This window comes from Burkholderia sp. 572, assembly GCF_040545135.1.
Lineage (GTDB): Bacteria > Pseudomonadota > Gammaproteobacteria > Burkholderiales > Burkholderiaceae > Burkholderia > Burkholderia cepacia.
The window spans coordinates 37,140-57,550 of sequence record NZ_JBEPLH010000018.1; the positions used below are offsets into that span (position 1 = coordinate 37,140).

18 protein-coding genes and 1 tRNA gene are annotated in these 20,411 nt (G+C 67.0%); 15 read left to right on the forward strand and 4 right to left on the reverse strand.

Annotated elements, in window-relative coordinates; all coding sequences use genetic code 11:
* Nucleotides 1-396 precede the first annotated feature (396 nt).
* Entirely contained in the window at nucleotides 397-1,446 is a 1,050-nt protein-coding gene (locus ABIC51_RS29220) for a transcriptional regulator GvmR (RefSeq protein ID WP_027788845.1), read from the forward strand.
* 142 nt (nucleotides 1,447-1,588) lie between these two features.
* On the opposite strand, the gene ABIC51_RS29225 is transcribed toward ABIC51_RS29220, so the two are convergent.
* The 3 genes from ABIC51_RS29225 to dprA form a co-directional block, all read right to left on the reverse strand.
* Complete coding sequence (locus tag ABIC51_RS29225; protein ID WP_060082945.1) at nucleotides 1,589-4,213, reverse strand: DNA topoisomerase III; 2,625 nt, start codon at nucleotides 4,211-4,213, stop codon at nucleotides 1,589-1,591.
* Nucleotides 4,214-4,406: 193 nt separating this feature from the next.
* Nucleotides 4,407-4,787 (reverse strand): thioredoxin family protein, encoded by a 381-nt coding sequence (locus ABIC51_RS29230; protein WP_146254471.1) that lies wholly within the window; start codon nucleotides 4,785-4,787, stop codon nucleotides 4,407-4,409.
* A gap of 36 nt (nucleotides 4,788-4,823) precedes the next feature.
* Entirely contained in the window at nucleotides 4,824-6,143 is a 1,320-nt protein-coding gene (gene dprA, locus ABIC51_RS29235) for a DNA-processing protein DprA (RefSeq protein ID WP_226129205.1), read from the reverse strand.
* A 185-nt stretch (nucleotides 6,144-6,328) separates the two neighbouring features.
* On the opposite strand from dprA, the gene def reads away from it, so the two are divergent.
* From def to ABIC51_RS29305, 14 genes are all read left to right on the forward strand, one after another.
* Complete coding sequence (gene def, locus ABIC51_RS29240) at nucleotides 6,329-6,832, forward strand: peptide deformylase (protein ID WP_011353573.1); 504 nt, start codon at nucleotides 6,329-6,331, stop codon at nucleotides 6,830-6,832.
* 34 nt (nucleotides 6,833-6,866) lie between these two features.
* Complete coding sequence (fmt, locus tag ABIC51_RS29245) at nucleotides 6,867-7,850, forward strand: methionyl-tRNA formyltransferase (RefSeq protein WP_027788849.1); 984 nt, start codon at nucleotides 6,867-6,869, stop codon at nucleotides 7,848-7,850.
* 120 nt (nucleotides 7,851-7,970) lie between these two features.
* Nucleotides 7,971-8,606, forward strand: a complete 636-nt coding sequence (locus tag ABIC51_RS29250) for a LysE family translocator (protein ID WP_027788850.1) — start codon at nucleotides 7,971-7,973, stop codon at nucleotides 8,604-8,606.
* Between the two features lie 100 nt (nucleotides 8,607-8,706).
* Nucleotides 8,707-9,564 carry a zinc metalloprotease HtpX gene (gene htpX, locus ABIC51_RS29255; RefSeq protein ID WP_006485774.1) on the forward strand — a complete coding sequence of 286 codons (858 nt, stop codon included), beginning with the start codon at nucleotides 8,707-8,709 and terminating at the stop codon, nucleotides 9,562-9,564.
* Nucleotides 9,565-9,782: 218 nt separating this feature from the next.
* The gene (rsmB, locus tag ABIC51_RS29260) at nucleotides 9,783-11,174 is read left to right on the forward strand and encodes a 16S rRNA (cytosine(967)-C(5))-methyltransferase RsmB (protein WP_175900843.1); all 1,392 of its coding nucleotides are present in this window, start codon (nucleotides 9,783-9,785) and stop codon (nucleotides 11,172-11,174) included.
* Entirely contained in the window at nucleotides 11,171-11,761 is a 591-nt protein-coding gene (locus ABIC51_RS29265) for a DUF4390 domain-containing protein (RefSeq protein ID WP_027789300.1), read from the forward strand. Before rsmB ends, ABIC51_RS29265 begins: the two co-directional genes overlap by 4 nt.
* Complete coding sequence (esaS, locus tag ABIC51_RS29270; protein WP_175900840.1) at nucleotides 11,751-14,165, forward strand: sensor histidine kinase EsaS; 2,415 nt, start codon at nucleotides 11,751-11,753, stop codon at nucleotides 14,163-14,165. The genes ABIC51_RS29265 and esaS overlap by 11 nt, the downstream gene beginning before the upstream one ends.
* Nucleotides 14,166-14,867 carry a response regulator transcription factor EsaR gene (gene esaR / locus ABIC51_RS29275; protein WP_059700485.1) on the forward strand — a complete coding sequence of 234 codons (702 nt, stop codon included), beginning with the start codon at nucleotides 14,166-14,168 and terminating at the stop codon, nucleotides 14,865-14,867.
* Nucleotides 14,868-14,927: 60 nt separating this feature from the next.
* Nucleotides 14,928-15,003: transfer RNA gene (locus ABIC51_RS29280), tRNA-Phe, on the forward strand.
* Between the two features lie 358 nt (nucleotides 15,004-15,361).
* Entirely contained in the window at nucleotides 15,362-16,096 is a 735-nt protein-coding gene (gene queC / locus ABIC51_RS29285; protein WP_027788853.1) for a 7-cyano-7-deazaguanine synthase QueC, read from the forward strand.
* 75 nt (nucleotides 16,097-16,171) lie between these two features.
* Nucleotides 16,172-16,804 carry a 7-carboxy-7-deazaguanine synthase gene (queE, locus tag ABIC51_RS29290; RefSeq protein WP_021163976.1) on the forward strand — a complete coding sequence of 211 codons (633 nt, stop codon included), beginning with the start codon at nucleotides 16,172-16,174 and terminating at the stop codon, nucleotides 16,802-16,804.
* Nucleotides 16,805-16,822: 18 nt separating this feature from the next.
* On the forward strand, nucleotides 16,823-17,275 hold the full coding sequence (gene queD, locus ABIC51_RS29295; RefSeq protein WP_021163975.1) for a 6-carboxytetrahydropterin synthase QueD: 453 nt from the start codon (nucleotides 16,823-16,825) through the stop codon (nucleotides 17,273-17,275).
* Between the two features lie 302 nt (nucleotides 17,276-17,577).
* Nucleotides 17,578-18,363: an HpcH/HpaI aldolase family protein gene (locus ABIC51_RS29300; RefSeq protein ID WP_021163974.1), complete on the forward strand. Its 786-nt coding sequence runs from the start codon at nucleotides 17,578-17,580 to the stop codon at nucleotides 18,361-18,363.
* The gene (locus ABIC51_RS29305; protein WP_175900833.1) at nucleotides 18,360-19,154 is read left to right on the forward strand and encodes a tetratricopeptide repeat protein; all 795 of its coding nucleotides are present in this window, start codon (nucleotides 18,360-18,362) and stop codon (nucleotides 19,152-19,154) included. Before ABIC51_RS29300 ends, ABIC51_RS29305 begins: the two co-directional genes overlap by 4 nt.
* 105 nt (nucleotides 19,155-19,259) lie before the next feature.
* On the opposite strand, the gene rodA is transcribed toward ABIC51_RS29305, so the two are convergent.
* Nucleotides 19,260-20,408: a rod shape-determining protein RodA gene (gene rodA, locus ABIC51_RS29310; RefSeq protein ID WP_027788855.1), complete on the reverse strand. Its 1,149-nt coding sequence runs from the start codon at nucleotides 20,406-20,408 to the stop codon at nucleotides 19,260-19,262.
* Between the last annotated feature and the right edge of the window lie 3 nt (nucleotides 20,409-20,411).

Sequence of the window (20,411 nt, forward strand, 5' to 3'; positions counted from 1 at the left end):
GGTGGCGGCGGCGCACCTCGCGCACCCGTCCCGCCCGGCCGGGGCCGACATGATGCTATGTCAGCCGCCTTCGTGGTGTCTTTTTAACAGGTTGTTACGCTCCGCCGCAATTGGCGGCGGCCTGACCCGGCGCCGCTCGCGGGAAGGGCAGAAGGGTGCGCTGTTGTGTCGCATCAAATACGTCCTTCCTGATTCGGCCGCTTACACGACGAGGTTCACCCAATTGTTGTCCCAATCGGAATAATTGGATCAACTATCCGCAGAGGGCGAGGATTTTTGACTATTTTTATCGTCAACCGGGGCCTTGTTGAGCAACTCTGCATCATTTCCGCTGTCGTAGGAGAATTACGCATTTGCTTCATCTTTTTGAAGTTGTAACAGCGGCAGGAGTCGTTTATGGATCATTTGCAGTCGATGCGCGTGTTCGTCAAGGTTGCAGATCTCGGCAGTTTCGCGCGGGCCGCGAGTGCAATGGATATCTCCAACGCGGTCGCGACGCGTCACGTCGCCGATCTGGAGGGCAGGCTCGGAACGCGTTTGCTGAACCGCACCACGCGCAGCCTTTCCCTGACGGAGTCAGGCCAGGTCTATCTGGAGCGTGCCCGCCAGATCCTCGATGAGCTGGAAGACGTCGAGCAGATGGTCGTCGCGCGCAATCACGAGCCGGTCGGCACGCTGCGCATCGTCGCGCCGGTCGTGTTCGGCCTGCATAACCTCGCGCCCGTGTTGCAGTCGTACACGGAGAATTTCCCGAAAGTGGTGCCGGATCTCACGCTGGTCGACCGGCAGGTCGATCTGGTCGAGGAAGGTTTCGATGTCGGCATCGTCGTCACGCGCCAGATGCGCAGCGCGAGCATCGTCACGCGGCGCCTGACCACCGGCTGCATGACCGTGTGCGCGACGCCGAGCTATCTGGAGAAGCACGGCGTGCCGACCCATCCGGAGCATCTCGCCGAGCATCCGAGCCTGAGCCTGCCGACCGAATACTGGGGCGACGAGCGTGTGTTCACGGGGCAGGACGGCGAAGTGCGTGTGCGCCCGACCAACGTGATTGTCGCGAACAACACCGCGATGCTGCGCCAGTTCGCGCTGCTCGGGATGGGTGTCGCGATCCTGCCGAGTTACCTGATCGGCAGCGACATCGCGCGCGGTGCGCTCGTGCGGTTGCTGCCGGATTTCCGGCTGCCGCAGGTCGAGATCAACATCGCTTACCCGAGCCGGCGCCATCTGCCCGCGAAGGTGCGCACGTTCATCGACCACCTCGTCGAGCATTTCAGCCACGCGACCGACGCGACGATGGGTGAGCAGTGGGCCGCGCAGAGCTCCGCGCTCGCGCCGATCGGTGTCGAGACGCGTGCCGAGCAACCGGAATCGGCCGACCCGAACCTGTCGCCGCGCCTGCCGCGTTCGCCGCGCACGCGCGTCGCGGCGCCGTCGCCGCTGTAACGGCGCGACGGCCGGGGCGACCGGGCGTCGGTTACCGCCGGCACAAAGAAAAAACGCGGATCGAGCAGTCGATCCGCGTTTTTTATAGCTGCCTGCCGAAGCAGGACGCGCCGGGAGAAAGCCCGTCCCGGCGTCCAGGCTGTTACGAGCCCGTCTTGCGGGCCGTCGTCTTGCGAGCTGCCGTCTTGGTGGCTGCAGTCTTCGAGGCGGTCTTGCGAGCCGGTGCCGGTTTCTCTTCTGCACCTTCCGTCACGGTTTCGGCATCCTTCGTCGCCGATTTCGCAGTCTTCTTCGCGGCGGCAGCCTTCGGTTCCTTCTTCTCGAACTCGAAGCCGATCTTGCCGTCCGGCTGCTTCACGAGGAACGCCTTGAAGTTGCGGCCGGTGCGCGACGATTTGAAGTTCGGCAGCAGATCCGTGCGGCCGTCGGCCAACAGCTTGCCCATCTGCTCGCGCGTGATTTCCTGCTGCAGGATCACCTTGCCCGAGCGGAAGTCGCACGTCTTCGGGTTGGCCACCGAGTGCTCGCACACGTAGCTCATCCCGTGCTCGAACACGCGGCCCTTGCACTTCGGGCACGCGCCGACCGGCTCCTGCGTCGAGAAGTCGGGCGCCTCGCCTTCCTCGCCGCCCGTATCCTGGCCGAAATCGAACTCGAGCTTGTAGTTCTTCGTCTCGTCGTCGAACGAGAGCTTCAGGATCGCCGAGAACGGGCGGCCCATCTTGCTGCGGAATCCGGAAAGCGGACCGATCGTCTTTTCCCGCAGCAGCTCCTCGACTTCCGCGATCTCGAATTGCCGGCTGCCCGGGATCTTCGAGATCGAGAACTCGCACTTCGTGCACGCGAAGCGGCGGTAGTTTTCCTTCACCTGGCCGCCGCAGTTCGGACACGGCGTCTCGAGCGTCGCGTAATCGCCGGGGATCGTGTCGGAATCGTATTCCTTCGCGCGCTTGACGATCTGCTGCGTCATGCGGGCGATTTCCTGCATGAAGGCGTCGCGTCCGAGGTTGCCGCGCTCCATCTGCGACAGCTTGTATTCCCATTCGCCGGTGAGCTCCGGCGCGGTCAGTTCCTTCACGCCGAGCCCGCGCAGCAGCGTCATCAACTGGAACGCCTTCGCGGTCGGGATCAGTTCGCGGCCTTCACGCACGAGGTACTTTTCGCCGAGCAGGCCTTCGATGATCGCCGCACGCGTGGCCGGCGTGCCGAGGCCCTTCGCGGCCATGGCTTCGCGCAGTTCGTCGTCCTCGACGAGCTTGCCCGCGCCTTCCATTGCGGACAGCAGCGTCGCTTCCGAATAGCGTGCGGGCGGCTTCGTGACGAGCGCGACGGCGGCGATTTCGTCCGTCTTCACCTTCTCGTCCTTCTGCACCGGCACGAGGTTCGCATCCGCGCCTTCGGCGTCGCGGCCGTACACCTGCAGCCAGCCCGGCTCGACGAGCACCTTGCCTTCGGTCTTGAAGTGATGGCCGGCGACTTCGGTGATCCGCGTCGTGACACGGAATTCGGCGGCCGGGAAGAACACGGCGAGGAAGCGCTTCACGACCATGTCGTACAGCTTCTGCTCCGGCTCGGACAGCGACTTCGGTGCCTGCAGCGTCGGGATGATTGCGAAGTGGTCGCTGATCTTCGAGTTGTCGAAGATGCGCTTGTTCGGCTTCACCCAGCCCTTGTCGAGCACCTGCTTCGCATGCGGCAGGTAGTTGTGGCTCTCCTTGAGCATCTCGAGCGTGGACTGGACCGTCGACAGATAGTCTTCCGGCAGCGCGCGAGCGTCGGTACGCGGGTAGGTCAGCACCTTGTGCTTTTCATACAGCGCCTGCGCGAGACCGAGCGTGTTCTTCGCGGAGAAGCCGAAACGGCTGTTCGCTTCGCGCTGCAGGCTCGTCAGGTCGAACAGCAGCGGCGACAGTTGTGTCGACGGCTTCGATTCCTCCGAGACCGTGCCGACCTGGTCGCGGCACGCGGCGACGATCGTTTCGGCGGCCGGCAGGCTCCACAGGCGGGAGTCGCGCTTTTCCGGATCGAATTCGTCGCGCTTGAATTTCGGGTCGAACCACTTGCCTTCGTAGAAGCCGCCCGCGCACGCGAATTCCGCCTTCACTTCCCAGTAGTCGCGCGGGATGAAGCGGCGGATTTTCTCTTCGCGTTCGACGACGATCGACAGCGTTGGCGTCTGAACGCGGCCAACTGTCGTCAGGAAGAAGCCGCCGCCCTTGCTGTTGAACGCGGTCATCGCGCGGGTGCCGTTGATCCCGACGAGCCAGTCGGCTTCCGAGCGGCAGCGTGCGGCGTCGGCGAGCGGTTGCATGTCGGTGTCGCTGCGCAGGTTCGCGAAGCCGTCGCGGATCGCCTGCGGGGTCATCGACTGCAGCCACAGGCGCTGGACCGGCTGCTTCGCCTTCGCGTGCTGCGCGATCAGACGGAAAATCAGTTCGCCCTCGCGCCCCGCGTCACATGCGTTGATCAGGCGGTCGACGTCCTTGCGCTTCATCAGCTTCGTGAGCACCTTGAGGCGCGACTCGCTTTTTGCGATCGGGTTCAGGTCGAAATGCGGGGGGATGACGGGCAGATGCGCGAAGCTCCATTTCCCGCGCTTGACCTCGTACTCTTCCGGGGCGGCGATTTCCAGCAAGTGGCCGACAGCGGACGAAAGGACGAAATCGTCGCTCTCGTAATACTCGTCATGCTTGGTAAAGCCGCCCAAAGCGCGTGCGATGTCGTTCGCGACAGAAGGCTTTTCCGCAATGATCAGTGCTTTGGACATGACAGGTGTGTGTTGGTAGACCGGGTTCGCCGGTTGTGGGTCCCTTTAACGACCGCTTTATAGCACACGCCGACGCGACGGCGGCTCGGCGTGCAAAAAGCGGCTCATCATAGAGGGGGCCTGCAACGGCGGCAAGCGCCCGGCGCGGCGGCGCGCGCGAACGGGCGCAAAACCACCGGGCCGGCTCGTGAATTCAGGCTTCGACGGTCAGGACGTTGCGCAATTTCGGTGCGTGCGGCGCACCGGGTACCGCACTCAGGTCGGACAGCATCCGCTCGACGATTGCCGCATGCGGCAGCACCGTGCCGAAGAAACGTGCGGTGTGGGTATCTTCGATCAGGATCGTCGGGAAGTTCTCGACGTCGAGGTCGTCGAGCTGGTCGGCATGCGTTTCGATGTCGATCCAGGCGAAGCAGGCGTCCGGATGCGCGTCGGCGAGCTGGTCGAAGGCCGCCCGGTAGTCGCGGCACGTGCCGCACCACTCGGCGCACAGGCAGGCGACGAGCAACGTGCCGGGATCGGCGAGGCGCTCGGCGATCCGATCCGCATCGGTGTCGAGGTTCAGCGCGGGCATGGATTTCCTTGGATATCGTTGGCGGCGTGGCCGCCCCTATGCGGGGGAATGTAGCACGCCGTGCGCGGCCGGGGTGGGCGCTGCGTCAAGGCGCGCGAAGCGTCCGCCGGGGACGCTCGCGACGCGACCGGCCAGCTCGAGCGCGAGCAGCGCGCCGTGCAGCACGTCGTCGGCCAGGCCGCTGTGTTCGGCGAGCCATTCGTAGGTGACGGGGCCGTATCCCAGTGCGGCGAGTACGGCCTGTTCGGACGGGCTGTGGGGTCGCGCTGGCGATGCTTCGATTCGCGCCGGCGGGCCGGTTGCAACGAGCGGATCGGCCTGCGCGACGCTAGCGGCCTCGGTTCCGCGGAGGTTGGCGGCGCTGGCGAGCTGATTTCCGGTGCACGATGCATCGCCCGCCGCGCGAACCGCCGGTTCGCCCAGCCCGTACTCCTCGAGCACGTCGAGCGGCGCCGCCGTCAGCTTCGCGCCGTCGCGGATCAGTGCGTGGCAGCCCTGCGCGAGCGGCGCGTGGATCGAGCCCGGCATCGCGAACACATCGCGCCCCAGTTCGTTCGCGAGCCGCGCGGTGATCAGCGAGCCGGAGCGCGGGGCGGCCTCGACGACGAGCGCGCCGATCGCGAGCGCGGCGATCAGCCGGTTGCGTTGCGGGAAGTGTGCGGCGCGGGCCGGTGTACCGAGCGGCCATTCCGACACGATCGCGCCGCGAGCGGCGATTTCGTGGGCGAGCGCACGGTGTCGCGCCGGATAGACGAGATCGGCGCCGGTCGCGATCACCGCGACCGTGCCTGACCGGCCGTCGAGCCCGCCGCGATGCGCGGCGCCGTCGATTCCGAGCGCGAGGCCCGACACGATCGGAAGCCCGGCGTCGGACAGCTCGCGGGCGAAGTGCGTCGCGTCGGCGAGACCCTGCGGCGTCGCGTGGCGGCTGCCGACCACGGCGAGACCGCGCGCGTGCAGCAGGTCGAGACGGCCCTTTACATATAGCAGCGGCGGCGGATCGTGCAGGTCGCGCAGCCGCTGCGGGTAGGCCGGATCGTTGAGCGTGACGAGCGCGTTGCCCGGCGCGTCGAGCCAGGCGAGCACGGCGTCGGTGCGCGCGTCGAGGTCGCCGCGCTCGCTCGCGCGCACGGCCTGGGCCGCGGCGGGGCTGGTTGCTGCGGCGATCGCCTGGCCGGACGCGCGCAGCAGCGCATCCGGCGAGCCGAACGCGTCGAGCAGTGCCTGCAGCACGGCGGGTGCGAGGCCGGGCGCATGCGCGAGCTGCAACCACGCACGCAGCGCGGAGGTGGTCAGCACTTGCGGCGACATGAGACGCTCCTCGAATGCGGCGGCCAGCGGACCGCGTGGCGCCATGATAAAATTTTCATCATCCGAAATACTCGACAGGGCCGCGCGCGCAGGCGCCCGGCCAATTGCAGGAGGCGTGATCCGCGGCATTGATTCGCCGCGCGTCCGCCTCATCTTCATTGCATCCCGGCGGCACCGCCAGCTGGCCGGATGGCCGATGCGGCATGCCGCCCCACCGAATACCGAACGCCATGGCTTTACTCAATATTCTTCATTACCCCGACAAGCGGCTGCACAAGGTCGCAAAGCCCGTCGACAAGGTCGACGACCGGATCCGCAAGCTCGTCGCCGACATGGCCGAAACCATGTACGCAGCGCCCGGCATCGGCCTGGCGGCCACGCAGGTCGACGTGCACGAGCGCGTGATCGTGATCGACGTCTCGGAGGAAAAGAACGAGCTGCGCGCGTTCATCAACCCCGAGATCGTGTGGTCGAGCGACGAGAAGCAGATCTACGAAGAGGGTTGCCTGTCGGTGCCCGGCATCTACGACGAAGTCGAGCGTCCCGATCATGTGCGCGTACGTGCGCTCAACGAGCAGGGCGAGACCTTCGAGCTCGACTGCGAGGGCCTGCTGGCCGTGTGCGTCCAGCACGAGATGGATCACCTGATGGGGCGCGTGTTCGTCGAATACCTGTCGCCGCTCAAGCAGACGCGCATCAAGACGAAGATGAAGAAACTCGAACGCGCGATGTGACGCGCGTTCGCCCTGCCCGACCCTGAAAGCTGTCATGACCCATACGTTGCGCGTGATTTTTGCCGGCACGCCGGAATTTGCCGCGGCTGCCCTGGCCGCGATCCACGAGGCCGGTTTTCCGGTGCCGCTCGTGCTGACCCAGCCCGATCGTCCTGCCGGGCGCGGGATGAAGCTGCAGGCAAGCGCGGTGAAGCGCTACGCCGTCGAGCACGGGATGCCCGTCGCGCAGCCGCCGTCGCTGCGCCGCGCGGGCAAGTACCCGGCGGAGGCGGCCGACGCGATCGAGCTGCTGCGCTCGACTCCGCATGACGTGATGGTGGTCGCCGCATACGGCCTGCTGCTGCCGCAGGAGGTGCTCGACATTCCGCGTGGCGGCTGCATCAACATTCATGCATCGCTGCTGCCGCGCTGGCGCGGCGCCGCGCCGATCCACCGCGCGATCGAGGCCGGCGACGCCGAGACGGGCGTCACGCTGATGCAGATGGACATCGGCCTCGACACCGGCGCGATGATCGAGGAGGCGCGCATCGCGATCGCGCCGGACGAGACGACCGCGACCCTGCACGACCGGCTCGCTGCCGAAGGTGCGCGACTGATCGTCGACGCGCTCGTGCAGCTCGAGCGCGACGGTGTGCTGCCGGCCACGCCGCAACCGGCCGACGGTGTGACTTACGCGGAAAAGATCGGCAAGCATGAAGCGGCGCTCGACTGGCGCAAGCCGGCCGACGTGCTCGCGCGCCAGGTGCGTGCGTTCGATCCGTTCCCGGGCGGCGTCGCGACGCTCGATGGCGCGGCGATCAAGCTGTGGGCGGCCGAGCCCGTGGCGGCGCGCGGTGACGCGCTGCCCGGCACGATCGTCGAAGCCGCGCCGGAAGGCGTGGTCGTCGCGTGCGGCAGCGGTGCGCTGCGCGTCACGCAGTTGCAGAAGCCGGGCGGCAAGCGGCTGCCCGCCCGCGAGTTCCTGGCCGGTTCGCCGCTCGCCGCGGGCCAGCGTTTTGCGCTGACCGACGTTGCCTGAGGCGGCCTGACCGCTATTCGACACGGCCTGCCGGGCGTGCGCAATCGGCCGGACGGCCGAGTCGCGCGGTGCGGCAGGCGCGCGTAGAATTTCCCTGCGCTCTCCGGTTTCGAGGTTTTCATGTTCGGCATCACCCATTTCGGCTTCTTCGTGCTGGCAGTCTTCCTGCTGAACGTCACGCCCGGCCCCGATACGGCTTATATCGTCGGCCGCAGCGTCGCGCAGGGCCGTGGCGCGGGGCTGATGTCGGCGTTGGGCATTTCGGCCGGCTGCTGCGTGCACGCGCTCGCCTGCGCATTCGGCCTGACCGCGCTGCTCGCGGCATCGGCTGCCGCGTTCACGGTGATCAAGCTGGTTGGCGCCGCCTACCTGATCTACCTCGGCGTGCGGATGATCATCGCGAAGCAGGCGGGCGAGCCGTCGGGCAAGGCGGCCGCGCAAGCCGCGAAGCCACTGCGCCAGCTGTTCATGCAGGGTTTCTGGACCAACGTGCTGAACCCGAAGGTGGTGCTGTTCTTCGTGTCGTTCTTCCCGCAATTCGTGTCGGCCGACAGCCCGCACAAGACATTGGCGTTCCTGACCCTCGGCGGCGTGTTCGTCGCGATGAGCACGGTGTGGACCAGCCTCGTCGCCTGGGTTGCGGGCAGTGTCACGGCGCGCTTTTCCGGCAAGCCGGGTGTCAGGAAGTGGCTCGACCGTACGGTCGGCAGCGCTTTCGTCGGCCTTGGCCTTCGTCTTGCGGCATCGCAACGCTGAGATTGAATTTTTCCGGCAAGACCTTATCTAACAAATCGCTTACAATTTTCCGCCGTGCCTTGTGATGTGCGGCGGGTCCCCTGACGGATAAGGAGTGGGTATGTTCAATTGGGTCAAAACGGCGATGCTGATGGCCGCGATCACGGCCCTGTTCATCGTGATCGGCGGGATGATCGGCGGCTCGCGCGGCATGACGATCGCGCTGCTGTTCGCGCTCGGCATGAATTTCTTCTCGTACTGGTTCTCCGACAAGATGGTGCTGCGCATGTACAACGCGCAGGAAGTCGACGAGAACACGGCGCCGCAGTTCTACCGGATGGTGCGCGAGCTGGCCACGCGCGCGAACCTGCCGATGCCGCGCGTCTACCTGATCAACGAGGATGCGCCGAACGCGTTCGCGACGGGCCGCAACCCCGAGCACGCGGCGGTCGCCGCGACGACGGGCATCCTGCGCGTGCTGTCGGAGCGCGAGATGCGCGGCGTGATGGCGCACGAGCTTGCACACGTGAAGCATCGCGACATCCTGATCTCGACGATCACCGCGACGATGGCGGGCGCGATCTCGGCGCTCGCGAACTTCGCGATGTTCTTCGGCGGGCGCGACGAGAACGGCCGGCCGGCCAACCCGATCGCGGGTATCGCGGTCGCGCTGCTCGCGCCGATCGCCGGCGCGCTGATCCAGATGGCGATCTCGCGGGCACGCGAGTTCGAGGCCGACCGCGGCGGCGCGCAGATTTCCGGCGATCCGCAGTCGCTCGCGACCGCGCTCGACAAGATCCATCGCTATGCGGCAGGCATTCCGTTCCAGGCGGCGGAAGCGCATCCGGCCACGGCGCAGATGATGATCATGAATCCGCTGCATGGTGGCGGATTGCAGAACCTGTTCTCGACGCACCCGGCCACCGAGGAGCGCATCGCGCGCTTGATGGAGATGGCGCGTACCGGCCGCTTCGATTGAGCCACGGCACCCCGTGCGGCAGTTGCCGCTCGGGGGCCGCCACGCCACCCCGCACGCTTCGCGCTGCGGGGTTTTCATTTGTGCGTGCCGTAAAGGGGCCAAAGGGGCTGCAACGTCGCACGCTACAATGCCCGGTTTGGGACCGCGGGCCATGCGAGTGCCGCGATCCTGCCGTTTGCCGTATTTGCTTGCCGCGCTTGTTTGCCGAATTTGCTCCGATGACACGAACCCGTTCTACCGCTCCGTCTTCTTCCGGCCGCCCGGCGCGCCTGTCCGCGCTGCATCTCGCGCCCGATTCGCTCGGCTTCGCGCTCGACGCGGCCGCGCAGGCGGTCGATGCGGTACGACGCGGCACCGCGCTGCCGGCGGCACTCTCGGCGGTTTTCGCGCAGATGGCGTCCGGTACGCGGGCCCTTGCGCGCGGGGCGACGCAGGACGTCGCCTACCGGACGATGCGCCGTCTCGGCAGTGCGGACTGGCTGATCGGCCGGCTCATCAGTAAGGCGCCGCCCGCGCACGTGCACGCAGTCCTTGCCGGCGCGCTCGCGCTGCTGCTCGATCCGGCGGACGAGGCCGCGTATCCGCCGTTCACGGTGGTCGACCAGGCCGTGACCGTGATCGGCGCCCGCCGCGAATGCGCGTTCGCGAAGGGGATGGTCAACGCGGTGCTGCGCCGTTTCCTGCGCGAGCGCGACGCGCTCGTCGCGGCGCTGCAGGACGATGTCGTCGCGCGCTGGAATTACCGCGCGTGGTGGGTCGATTCGGTGAAGCGCGCATGGCCCGACGCATGGCAGGCGATCCTCGCGGCCGGCGAGCGCCAGGGGCCGCTGACGCTGCGCGTGAATGCGCGCCGCGCGAGCGTCGACGCGTATCTCGATACGCTGCGGGCGAGCGGAATCGAAGCGACCGCGATCGGCAAGCATGCAGTGCGGCTCGCGTCGGCGCTGCCGGTCGATCGCATTCCGGGGTTTGCCGACGGCGTCGTGTCGGTGCAGGATGCCGGTGCGCAACTCGCAGCCGAATGGCTTGGCGCGCGTGACGGCATGCGCGTGCTCGACGCATGCGCGGCGCCCGGCGGCAAGACCGGTCATATTCTCGAACTCGCCGATGCGGAAGTCGTTGCGCTGGAAAGCGACGCCGCGCGCGCGGCGCGGATCGGCGAGAACCTCGTGCGGCTGTCGCTCGCGGCGGACGTGCGCGTCGGCGACGCGGGTGCGCCCGACGCGTGGTACGACGGGCGCCCGTTCGATCGTATCCTGGCCGACGTGCCGTGCTCGGCGTCCGGTATCGTGCGTCGTCACCCGGACATCCGCTGGCTGCGTCGCGAGGCCGACATCCCGGCGCTCGTCACGGAACAGCGTCGCATCCTGTCGGCGTTGTGGCCGCTCGTGAAGCCGGGCGGCGAACTGCTTTACGTGACCTGTTCGGTCTTCCCCGAAGAAGGCGAATTGCAGGCCCGCTGGTTTGAAGCGGCCTGTGAAGATGCGGTACGATTGGACGCCCCCGGCCAACTGCTGCCGGGCGGAGTGCAGGGAGGGGCGGCCGCCGGCGCACTCGACCAGAACACCGATCACGACGGATTTTTCTACGCGCGGTTTCAGAAACGGTGACGATCAAACACCTTTTTCCACTTCGGCTCGCGGCCGTCCTGATGGTCGCGTTGACGCTGTGCCTGGCTGTCGTCCGGCCGGCGCATGCCGAGTCGATCGCCGTGCAGCGCGCGTCGCTCCAGGCCGACGGAAGCGGCTGGAGCCTCGATGCCCGCTTCGATTTCGAGCTGAACCCGAGCCTCGAGGATGCCGTCAACAAAGGCATTCCGGTGTATTTCACGACGGATTTCGAGTTGAGCCGTGCGCGCTGGTACTGGCTTGACGAACAGCCGGTATCGGTGTCGCAGACGATCCGCCTGTCGTTCCAGCCGCTCACGCGCGAGTATCGCGTGTCGACGGGCGGCCTGCAGCTCGGTTTCCCGTCGCTGAAGGATGCGCTTGCGGTCATCAGGCACATCACGTCGTGGCACGTGATCGACCGCAGCCAGGTGCGCTCGGGCGAAACCTACACGGCATCGGTGCGGATGCAGCTCGATACGGCGCTGATGCCGAAGCCGTTCCAGGTCGATGCGGTGAACAACCGCGACTGGACGCTCGGGTCGGACTGGAAGCGCTTCACTTTCACGGTGACCGAACGTGCTAAATAAAGTGCGCCGCGCGGCCAGCGGGAAGAGCCTCCTCGTTCGCGTGATCGTCTCGACCGTCGCGCTCACCGCACTGCTGCTGCTCGTGCTGCTCGCGGCCGCGAGCGCGAACACCGAATTCTTCGATCGCTACTACTCGTGGCTGTACGCGACGAACATCGTCGTCGCGCTCGTGTTCCTGCTCGTGGTGCTCGGGCTGATCGGGATGATCGTCGTGCGCCTGAGGAGGGGCAAGTTCGGCACGCGGCTGCTCGCGAAGCTCGCGGTGTTCTTCGCGCTCGTCGGCGTGGTGCCGGGCGGGATCATCTACATCGTGTCGTACCAGTTCGTGTCGCGCAGCATCGAGTCGTGGTTCGACGTGAACGTCGAGACGGCGCTGACGGCCGGCCTGAATCTCGGCCGCGGGATGCTCGATGCGTCGCTGTCCGATCTGCAGACGAAGGCGCGGCTGATGTCCGACCAGCTCGCGAGCGCCGACGCGAACACGAACGGCACGACGCTCACGCTGCTGCGGCTGCGCGACCAGTTCGGCGTGCAGGACGCGACGATCGTCGAGCCGAGCCGCGGCGGCTCGGGCGCGGCACCCGACCTGCATATCGTCGCGCAGGCGTCGGGCAATTTCGCGGCGCTGATTCCGGACGACCTGCCGACGCCGCTGATGCTGAGCCAGGCGCGCGAACACGGCGCGTATGCGGCGATCGAGGGCGAAGTCGACGGCGACCCGCGCGCGCACGGCGCGAAGGGCGCGCTGCGGCTGCGCGTCGTGCGTCCGATTCCCGATGCGACGACATCGCTGCTGCAGCCGGCGGAGCGTTTCCTGCAACTCACGCAGCCGGTGCCGCCAACGCTCGCGCACAACGCGGATGCCGTGCAGCGCGCGTATCGCGAGTACCAGGAAAAGGCGCTTGGCCGCACGGGGCTGCGCAAGATGTACATCGGCACGCTGACGCTCGCGCTGTTCCTCGCGACCTTCATCGCGATGATGCTCGCGCTTGCGCTCGGCCAGCAGCTCGCGCGGCCGCTGTTCCTGCTCGCACAGGGCACGAAGGAGATCACGGAAGGCGACTACACGCCGAAGCGCGAGATCAAGACGCGCGACGAGCTCGGCTTTCTCACGCAGTCGTTCAACGCGATGACGCGCCAGTTGTCCGAGGCGCGGCTCGCGGTCGAGAAGAACCGCATCGCGCTCGAGCATTCGAAGACGTATCTCGAGAGCATCCTCGCGAACCTGACGGCCGGCGTGTTCGTGCTCGACCGCCAGTTCCGGCTGACGACGGCCAATCGCGGCGCCGAGCGGATCTTCCGGCAGCCGTTCAACGCGCTGATCGGCACGACGCTCGACCGGATCGGCGTGGCCGCCGGGTTCGGCGCGATGGTGCGCAAGGCGTTCGCCGATCGCGAGGCGGCATCCGACGGCGGCAGCGGCGATCGCGGCCATTGGCAGCAGCAGTTCGCGATCGAGGTGCCGGGCGAAGCCGATCCGCTGACGCTGCTCGTGCGCGGCACGCGCCTCGTATCGACGATCGAGGGGCAGGCCGACGATCCGCAGACGTCCGGTTACGTCGTCGTGTTCGACGACATTTCCGACGTGATTTCCGCGCAGCGTTCGGTCGCGTGGGGCGAGGTCGCGCGCCGGCTCGCGCACGAGATCAAGAATCCGCTGACGCCGATCCAGCTGTCGGCGGAGCGGTTGCAGATGAAGCTGTCCGACAAGCTCGCGCCGCCCGACGCCGATGTGCTCAAGCGCGGCGCGACGATGATCGTCAATCAGGTGGCCGCGATGAAGCGGATGGTCGACGATTTCCGCGAATACGCGCGCACGCCGCCGGCGGTGCTCGCGAACCTGCAGTTGAACGAACTGGCGAGCGAGGTGCTCGGGCTCTACGGGGTGGGCGAAGGCAAGAGCGCGATCGTCGCCGAGCTCGCGCCGTCGCTGCCGGTGATTCGCGGCGACGCGACGCAATTGCGCCAGGTGATTCACAACCTGCTGCAGAATGCGCAGGATTCGGTCGCGGAGTCAGCGCATCCGCGTGTGTTGATCGAAACCAAGACAGTAGAATATGGCGATCCCGACGCCGAGGGCAAAACACGCGTCGCGGTACGTCTTACCGTGTCCGACAACGGGCCCGGTTTTCCGGCGCGCATCCTGACCCGCGCGTTCGAGCCTTATGTGACGACGAAGGCGAAGGGCACGGGGCTGGGGTTGGCCACGGTCAAGAAAATCGTCGATGAGCACGGTGCGCGGATCGATCTGCGCAATCGCATGCACGGCGAGACCGTCGAGGGTGCGCAGGTGTCGATTCTGTTCCTGCAGATGGCGAGCGATGCGCCAGGCGCCGAATCGGGCGTGCAGGACGGGACGGCTCCCGCCAAGACAAAAGCAAGTGAGCAGACAAAGGCAGCGTAAATGGCAACCATCCTGGTGGTAGATGATGAAATGGGCATCCGGGAATTGCTCTCGGAGATCCTCAGCGATGAAGGACATGTCGTCGAGGCAGCGGAGAACGCGCAGGCCGCGCGGGAATACCGGTTGAATCAGGCGCCCGATCTCGTGCTGCTCGATATCTGGATGCCCGATACCGACGGCGTGACGTTGCTCAAGGAGTGGGCGGCGCAGGGGCTGCTGACGATGCCCGTGATCATGATGTCCGGGCACGCGACGATCGATACGGCCGTCGAGGCGACGAAGATCGGCGCGCTCGATTTCCTCGAGAAGCCCATCGCGCTGCAGAAGCTGCTGAAGTCCGTCGAGCACGGCCTCGCACGCGGTGCGGCGCCGGTGTCCGCGAACGCGGCGGCGAAGGCCGGTGCGGGGCAGCCGGCGGGCCCGGCGGCGGTCGCATCCGCGGCCGCGCTGCCGACGCTCGGCGACGACATGGCTTCGGCGCTCGGCCTCGCGGGCCAGACGGCCGCGATCCCGTTCGACATTCCGTTGCGTGAAGCGCGCGATGCGTTCGAGCGTGCGTACTTCGAATATCATCTCGCGCGCGAAAACGGCAGCATGACGCGCGTCGCGGAGAAGACGGGCCTCGAGCGCACGCACCTGTATCGCAAGCTCAAGCAGCTCGGTGTCGAGCTCGGCAAGAAACCGTCCGAAGGCGCCGTATAAAATATTTTGCGAAAACACTTGCTCGGGTACGAATAGCTCGATATACTTTCATTCTTCGTTGGCCCGGTAGCTCAGTTGGTAGAGCAGCGGATTGAAAATCCGCGTGTCGATGGTTCGATTCCGTCCCAGGCCACCAGAATTAAAACCCCAAGAATCGGAAGGTTCTTGGGGTTTTTCGTTTGTGGTGGGGTTGGCGTGATGAGGTCCGCGGGCCCGCGAGCCCGGCAGTATTCGAGATGGCATGATAAAATCCGTGTCCGCTCAATAACTTAGCGCATCGCTTCATGCGCACGGCAGGCTGCCAGCGTGGCGCCGCCGTGGCGCGCGGCAACGATGCCGCGCGATGGGCGGTATAAGCGCTCCGCCGCGTTCGCGGCCGATTGCGCTGCCTATACTGGTCGAGCCGGCCCAGGCCGGCACGCGTCGGGCCGCCCGGCGGCAGCCGGCCCCGGGGCGCAGCGCGACGCGAGCCTACACATTCACGGAGTATCACGGTGATTCGGACAGACGCTAAAGACGGCGCGCTCGTGTTGTTTTCCGGCGGGCAGGACTCGGCCACATGCGTGGCCTGGGCTCTGGAACGCTACCAGACGGTCGAGACGCTCGGCTTCGATTACGGCCAGCGCCACCGCGTCGAGCTCGAGTGTCGCGAAGGCGTGCGCGAAGCACTGAAGCGCGATTTTTCCGCATGGTCGGACCGGCTCGGCGACGATCACATGATCGACCTGTCGGTGCTCGGCGCGATCAGCGATACCGCGATGACGCGCACGATCGAGATCGAGACGGCGGCGAACGGCTTGCCGAACACGTTCGTGCCGGGCCGCAACCTGATGTTCATGACGATCGCCGCGGCGATCGCCTATCGCCGCGGGCTGCGTGTGCTGGTCGGCGGAATGTGCGAGACCGATTTCTCGGGCTACCCCGACTGCCGCGACGACACGATGAAGGCGCTGCAGGTCGCGCTGAACCTCGGGATGGACACGCGCATCGTGCTCGAGACGCCGCTGATGTGGCTCGACAAGGCGCAGACGTGGCAGCTCGCCGAGCAGCTCGGCGGCGAAGCGCTCGTCGAACTGATCCGCGTCGAGACGCACACGTGCTACGTGGGCGAGCGCGCGGAATTGCACGAATGGGGCTTCGGCTGCGGCGAATGCCCCGCCTGCAAGCTGCGCAAGCGCGGCTACGAGGCTTACCTGAAGGGCGAGCGGGTGACCGAAGCGCCGCTGTGACGCGGGTGCGCCGGCAGCGCTGGATGAATAACGGATTCTGATCGACAACGAGCGGCGCGAGCCGGACGAAGCACGATGACTTACGCGGTCAAGGAAATTTTCTACACGTTGCAGGGCGAGGGCGCGAACGCGGGCCGGCCGGCCGTGTTCTGCCGGTTCGCCGGCTGCAACCTGTGGTCGGGCCGCGAAGAGGATCGCGCGGAGGCCGTGTGCCGCTTCTGCGATACCGACTTCGTCGGCACCGACGGCGAGAACGGCGGCAAGTTCAAGGACGCCGAAGCGCTCGTCGCGACGATCGCCGGCCTGTGGCCGGAGGGCGAGGCGCACCGCTTCGTCGTCTGCACGGGCGGCGAGCCGATGCTGCAACTCGACCAGCCGCTCGTTGACGCATTGCACGCGGCCGGCTTCGAGATCGCGATCGAGACCAACGGTTCGCTGCCGGTGCTCGAATCGATCGACTGGATCTGCGTGAGCCCGAAGGCCGACGCGCCGCTCGTCGTCACGAAGGGCAACGAACTGAAGGTCGTGATCCCGCAGGACAACCAGCGGCTGGCCGACTACGCGAAGCTCGACTTCGAATACTTCCTCGTCCAGCCGATGGACGGCCCGTCGCGCGACCTCAATACGAAGCTCGCAATCGACTGGTGCAAGCGTCATCCGCAGTGGCGGCTGTCGATGCAGACCCACAAATATCTGAACATTCCCTGAGCCACGGCTTTTGACATCGTGCTGATTACCCGAAAACTCGAATTCGACGCGGGCCACCGCATTCCCGATCACCGCAGCCAGTGCCGGAACCTGCATGGTCATCGCTACGTGCTCGAAGTCACGCTGCGCGGCGATCTCGTCGATACCGAGGGGGCGCCCGACCGCGGCATGGTGATGGATTTTGCCGACGTGAAGGCGCTCGCGATGGAGCACCTGGTCGGCAAGTGGGACCACGCGTTCCTGGTTTACGCCCGCGACGAGGTCGTGCGCTCGTTCCTCGAGCAGATGGCCGACCACAAGACGGTCGTGATCGACCGGATCCCGACCGTCGAGAACCTCGCGGCGATCGCGTTCGACATCCTCGCGAACGTGTACGACGCGCACTACGGCGTGAACCTGCGGCTCGAGCGCGTGCGCCTGTACGAAACGCCGAACTGCTGGGCCGACGTCGAACGCCAGCCCGGCCGCTGATCCCGCCTTCCCGGCAGCCCCGCCAGCCGGCGCGGGCTGCCTGACGCCGCACCCCGCGGCTTCGTCCCGCCCCCGTCCGTTCCCACATTCCGCGTAACGCCGCGCTATGATCGTTGCGTGGCGCCGGAAAACGCGGCCGTGCGCGATCGCGCGGCCGGCGCTGTCAGATCGGCCATCCACGGCCGACCAACGATCCAGGGCCCGGTCCTGGCGCCGCCGTGCTTCGCTGCCCGGCGTGTCGCGCTCCGCTTTGCCCGTTGCTTGTCCCGTTCGATTGCCGTTCCGTCCAGGAGGCCGTATCGATGAGCACGCTCACCAATTCCCTCAAACAACGCCTGCACGACGGCGACGACCCGTTGTACGGCCTGTGGCTGTCGCTCGGCAGCGACTCGGCCGCGGAAGCGCTCGCGCATGCCGGCTACGACTGGCTCTGCATCGACATGGAGCACGCGCCGAACGACAGCCGCGATGTTGCATCGCAGTTGCGCGCGATCGCGGCCGCCCATCTGCCGAGCGAACCCGTCGTGCGCGTGCCGGCGCGCGAGCCGTGGCTCGTGAAGCGCGCGCTCGATGCCGGCGCGCGCACGCTGATGTTTCCATGCATCGAGACGGTCGACGACGCCGCGCACGCGGTGCGGCTGACGCGCTATCCGTCGCCCGAATCGCCGGACGGGCTGCGCGGTGTCGCGGGCATGGTGCGCGCGGCAGCGTTCGGGATGCGCCGAGATTACGTGCAGACGGCGAACGCGCAGGTCGCGGTGATCGTGCAGATCGAATCGGCGCGCGGCGTCGACGAAGTCGAGCGGATTGCGGCGCTGCCCGGCGTCGACTGCCTGTTCGTCGGTCCGGCCGATCTCGCGGCGAGCCTCGGACATCTCGGCGATATCCGCCACCCGGACGTCGAAACCGCGATGGCGCGCGTGCTCGCGGCCGGCCGGCAGGCCGGCGTCGCGGTCGGCATCTTCGCGGGCGATACGGCGGCCGCGCGCCAGTATCGCGAGGCCGGCTACCGGATGATCACGCTGTCGGCCGACGTCAGCTGGCTGTTGCGCGCCACGCGGCAGGCGCTGCAGGAGGTACGGTCATGAACGATGGCGACGGCGCGTGCCGTAGGCGCGTGCAGGGTGGGGCCGGGGCGCGCAGGCGGATCGGCGCGATGCTCGGCCTGTGGTGCGTGTGCGGCGTCTATGGCGTGTGTATTGCAGCGGGCGCACCGGGCGCGCCGCAAGCGAAGCCCGATCCATCGCGCGAGACGCAGTCGGCGGTCGCCGACTACAACGCCGGCGACTATCGCGCGGCGCTGGTGCAGTTCCACGACGCGGCCGAGCGCGGCGACCGTCTCGCGCAATTCAACTACGCGATGATGCTGCTGACGGGCGAAGGCGTGACGGCGAACGTCGACGAAGGGCTGCGCTGGCTGAAGCGCGCGGCCGACGCGAACATGTCGCATGCGCAGTACGTGTACGGGCGCATGCTCGACGACGGCGAGTTCGTCGCGCGCAATCCGGCCGAAGCGCATCGCTGGTTCCTGCGGGCGGCGAAGCAGGGGCACGTGCAGGCCGCGCTGTCGCTCGCGAACCAGTTCCTCGACGGGCGCGGCACGCCGCGCGACAACCGGCAGGCATTCGCGTGGTACAAGCAGGCCGCCGATGCAGGCGAGCCGACCGCGCAGTACGTGACCGCGTCGTTCTACGAGCGCGGGGGCGACGGTGTCGCGCAGAACCTGAACATCGCGCGGGCGTATTACGCGGCGGCGGCCGCGCAGGGCGACGAGACGGCCGGGCTGAAATTCAAGGAGCTGAGTGCGCGGCTGAAGGCGCAGGGGCCGGCGTCGGGCGCCGGCGCTGAGCCGGGCGGGACGCACGCGCCGGCGCCGTGAACGGAGGTCGCGCCACACCGCGCCGCGCGGCCGCGTTCGGCAAGGACAGTCGAAAAAAAACGGCGCCGCGGCGCCGTTTTTCTTTCTGCGATGCGTACCGCGCGGTCAGCTCTTCATCAACCGCCGCTGCCGCCCGACGCTCATGATCATCCCGATCGCGATGCCGAGCGTCGTGAGCGCCGTGCCGCCATAACTCATGAACGGCAGCGGCACGCCGACGACCGGCAGCACGCCGCTCACCATCCCGATGTTGACGAACGCATAGACGAAGAACGCGAGCGTGAGCGAGCCCGCGAGCAGGCGGCCGAACAGCGTCGCGCCCTGCGCGGCGATATAGAGCCCGCGTGCGATCAGCGCCATGTAAAGCGTCAGCAGCACGAGCCCGCCGACGAGCCCCCATTCCTCGGAGAACACCGCGAAGATGAAGTCGGTGTGCTTCTCCGGAATGAACTCGAGGTGCGCCTGCGTGCCTTTCAGGTAGCCCTTTCCGAGCACGCCGCCCGAGCCGATCGCGATCACGGCCTGGATCGTGTGGAAGCCCTTGCCGAGCGGGTCGGAAGTCGGGTCGAGCAGCGTGCACACGCGGTGCTTCTGGTAGTCGTGCATCAGCGGCCACTGCACTTCGGGCTGGCAGATGCGATCTTCGAACACGGCGATCGAGCCGACCGCGATCACGCCCGCGACGAGCACCGGCACGATCAGCTTGAACGACAGGCCGGCGAGGTAGATCACGAAGAAGCCGGCCGCGAACACGAGCAGGCCCGTGCCGAGGTCGGGCTGCTTGGCGATCAGCCCGACCGGCACCATCAGGATCCCGAACGCGGCGATGAAGTCGTACCAGCGCAGCCCGCCTTCGCGGCGCTGGTAGTACCACGCGAGCATCAGGGGGGTCGCGATCTTGAGGATCTCCGACGGCTGGATCACGACGCCGACGTTCAGCCAGCGCTTCGCGCCTTTCTTGGTCATCCCGAACAGCGCGACCGCGACCAATAGCGTGACCCCGAACGTGTAGAGCGGGACCGCGAAGCGCATCAGCGTCGTGGGCGGGATGTTGGCGATCACCCACATCAGCACGAACGTCAGCAGGATGTTGCGCAACTGGTCCTCGACGCGGCCCGGCATGTCGATCGCCGCGCTGTACAGCGTGACGATGCCGACGCACAGCAGCAGGAACACGATGAGGGCGAGCGGGCGGTCGAAGCCCGCGAACATCTGCTTGATCTTGTCGAGCCAGGCGCGCTTGTCGAATTGCATGCC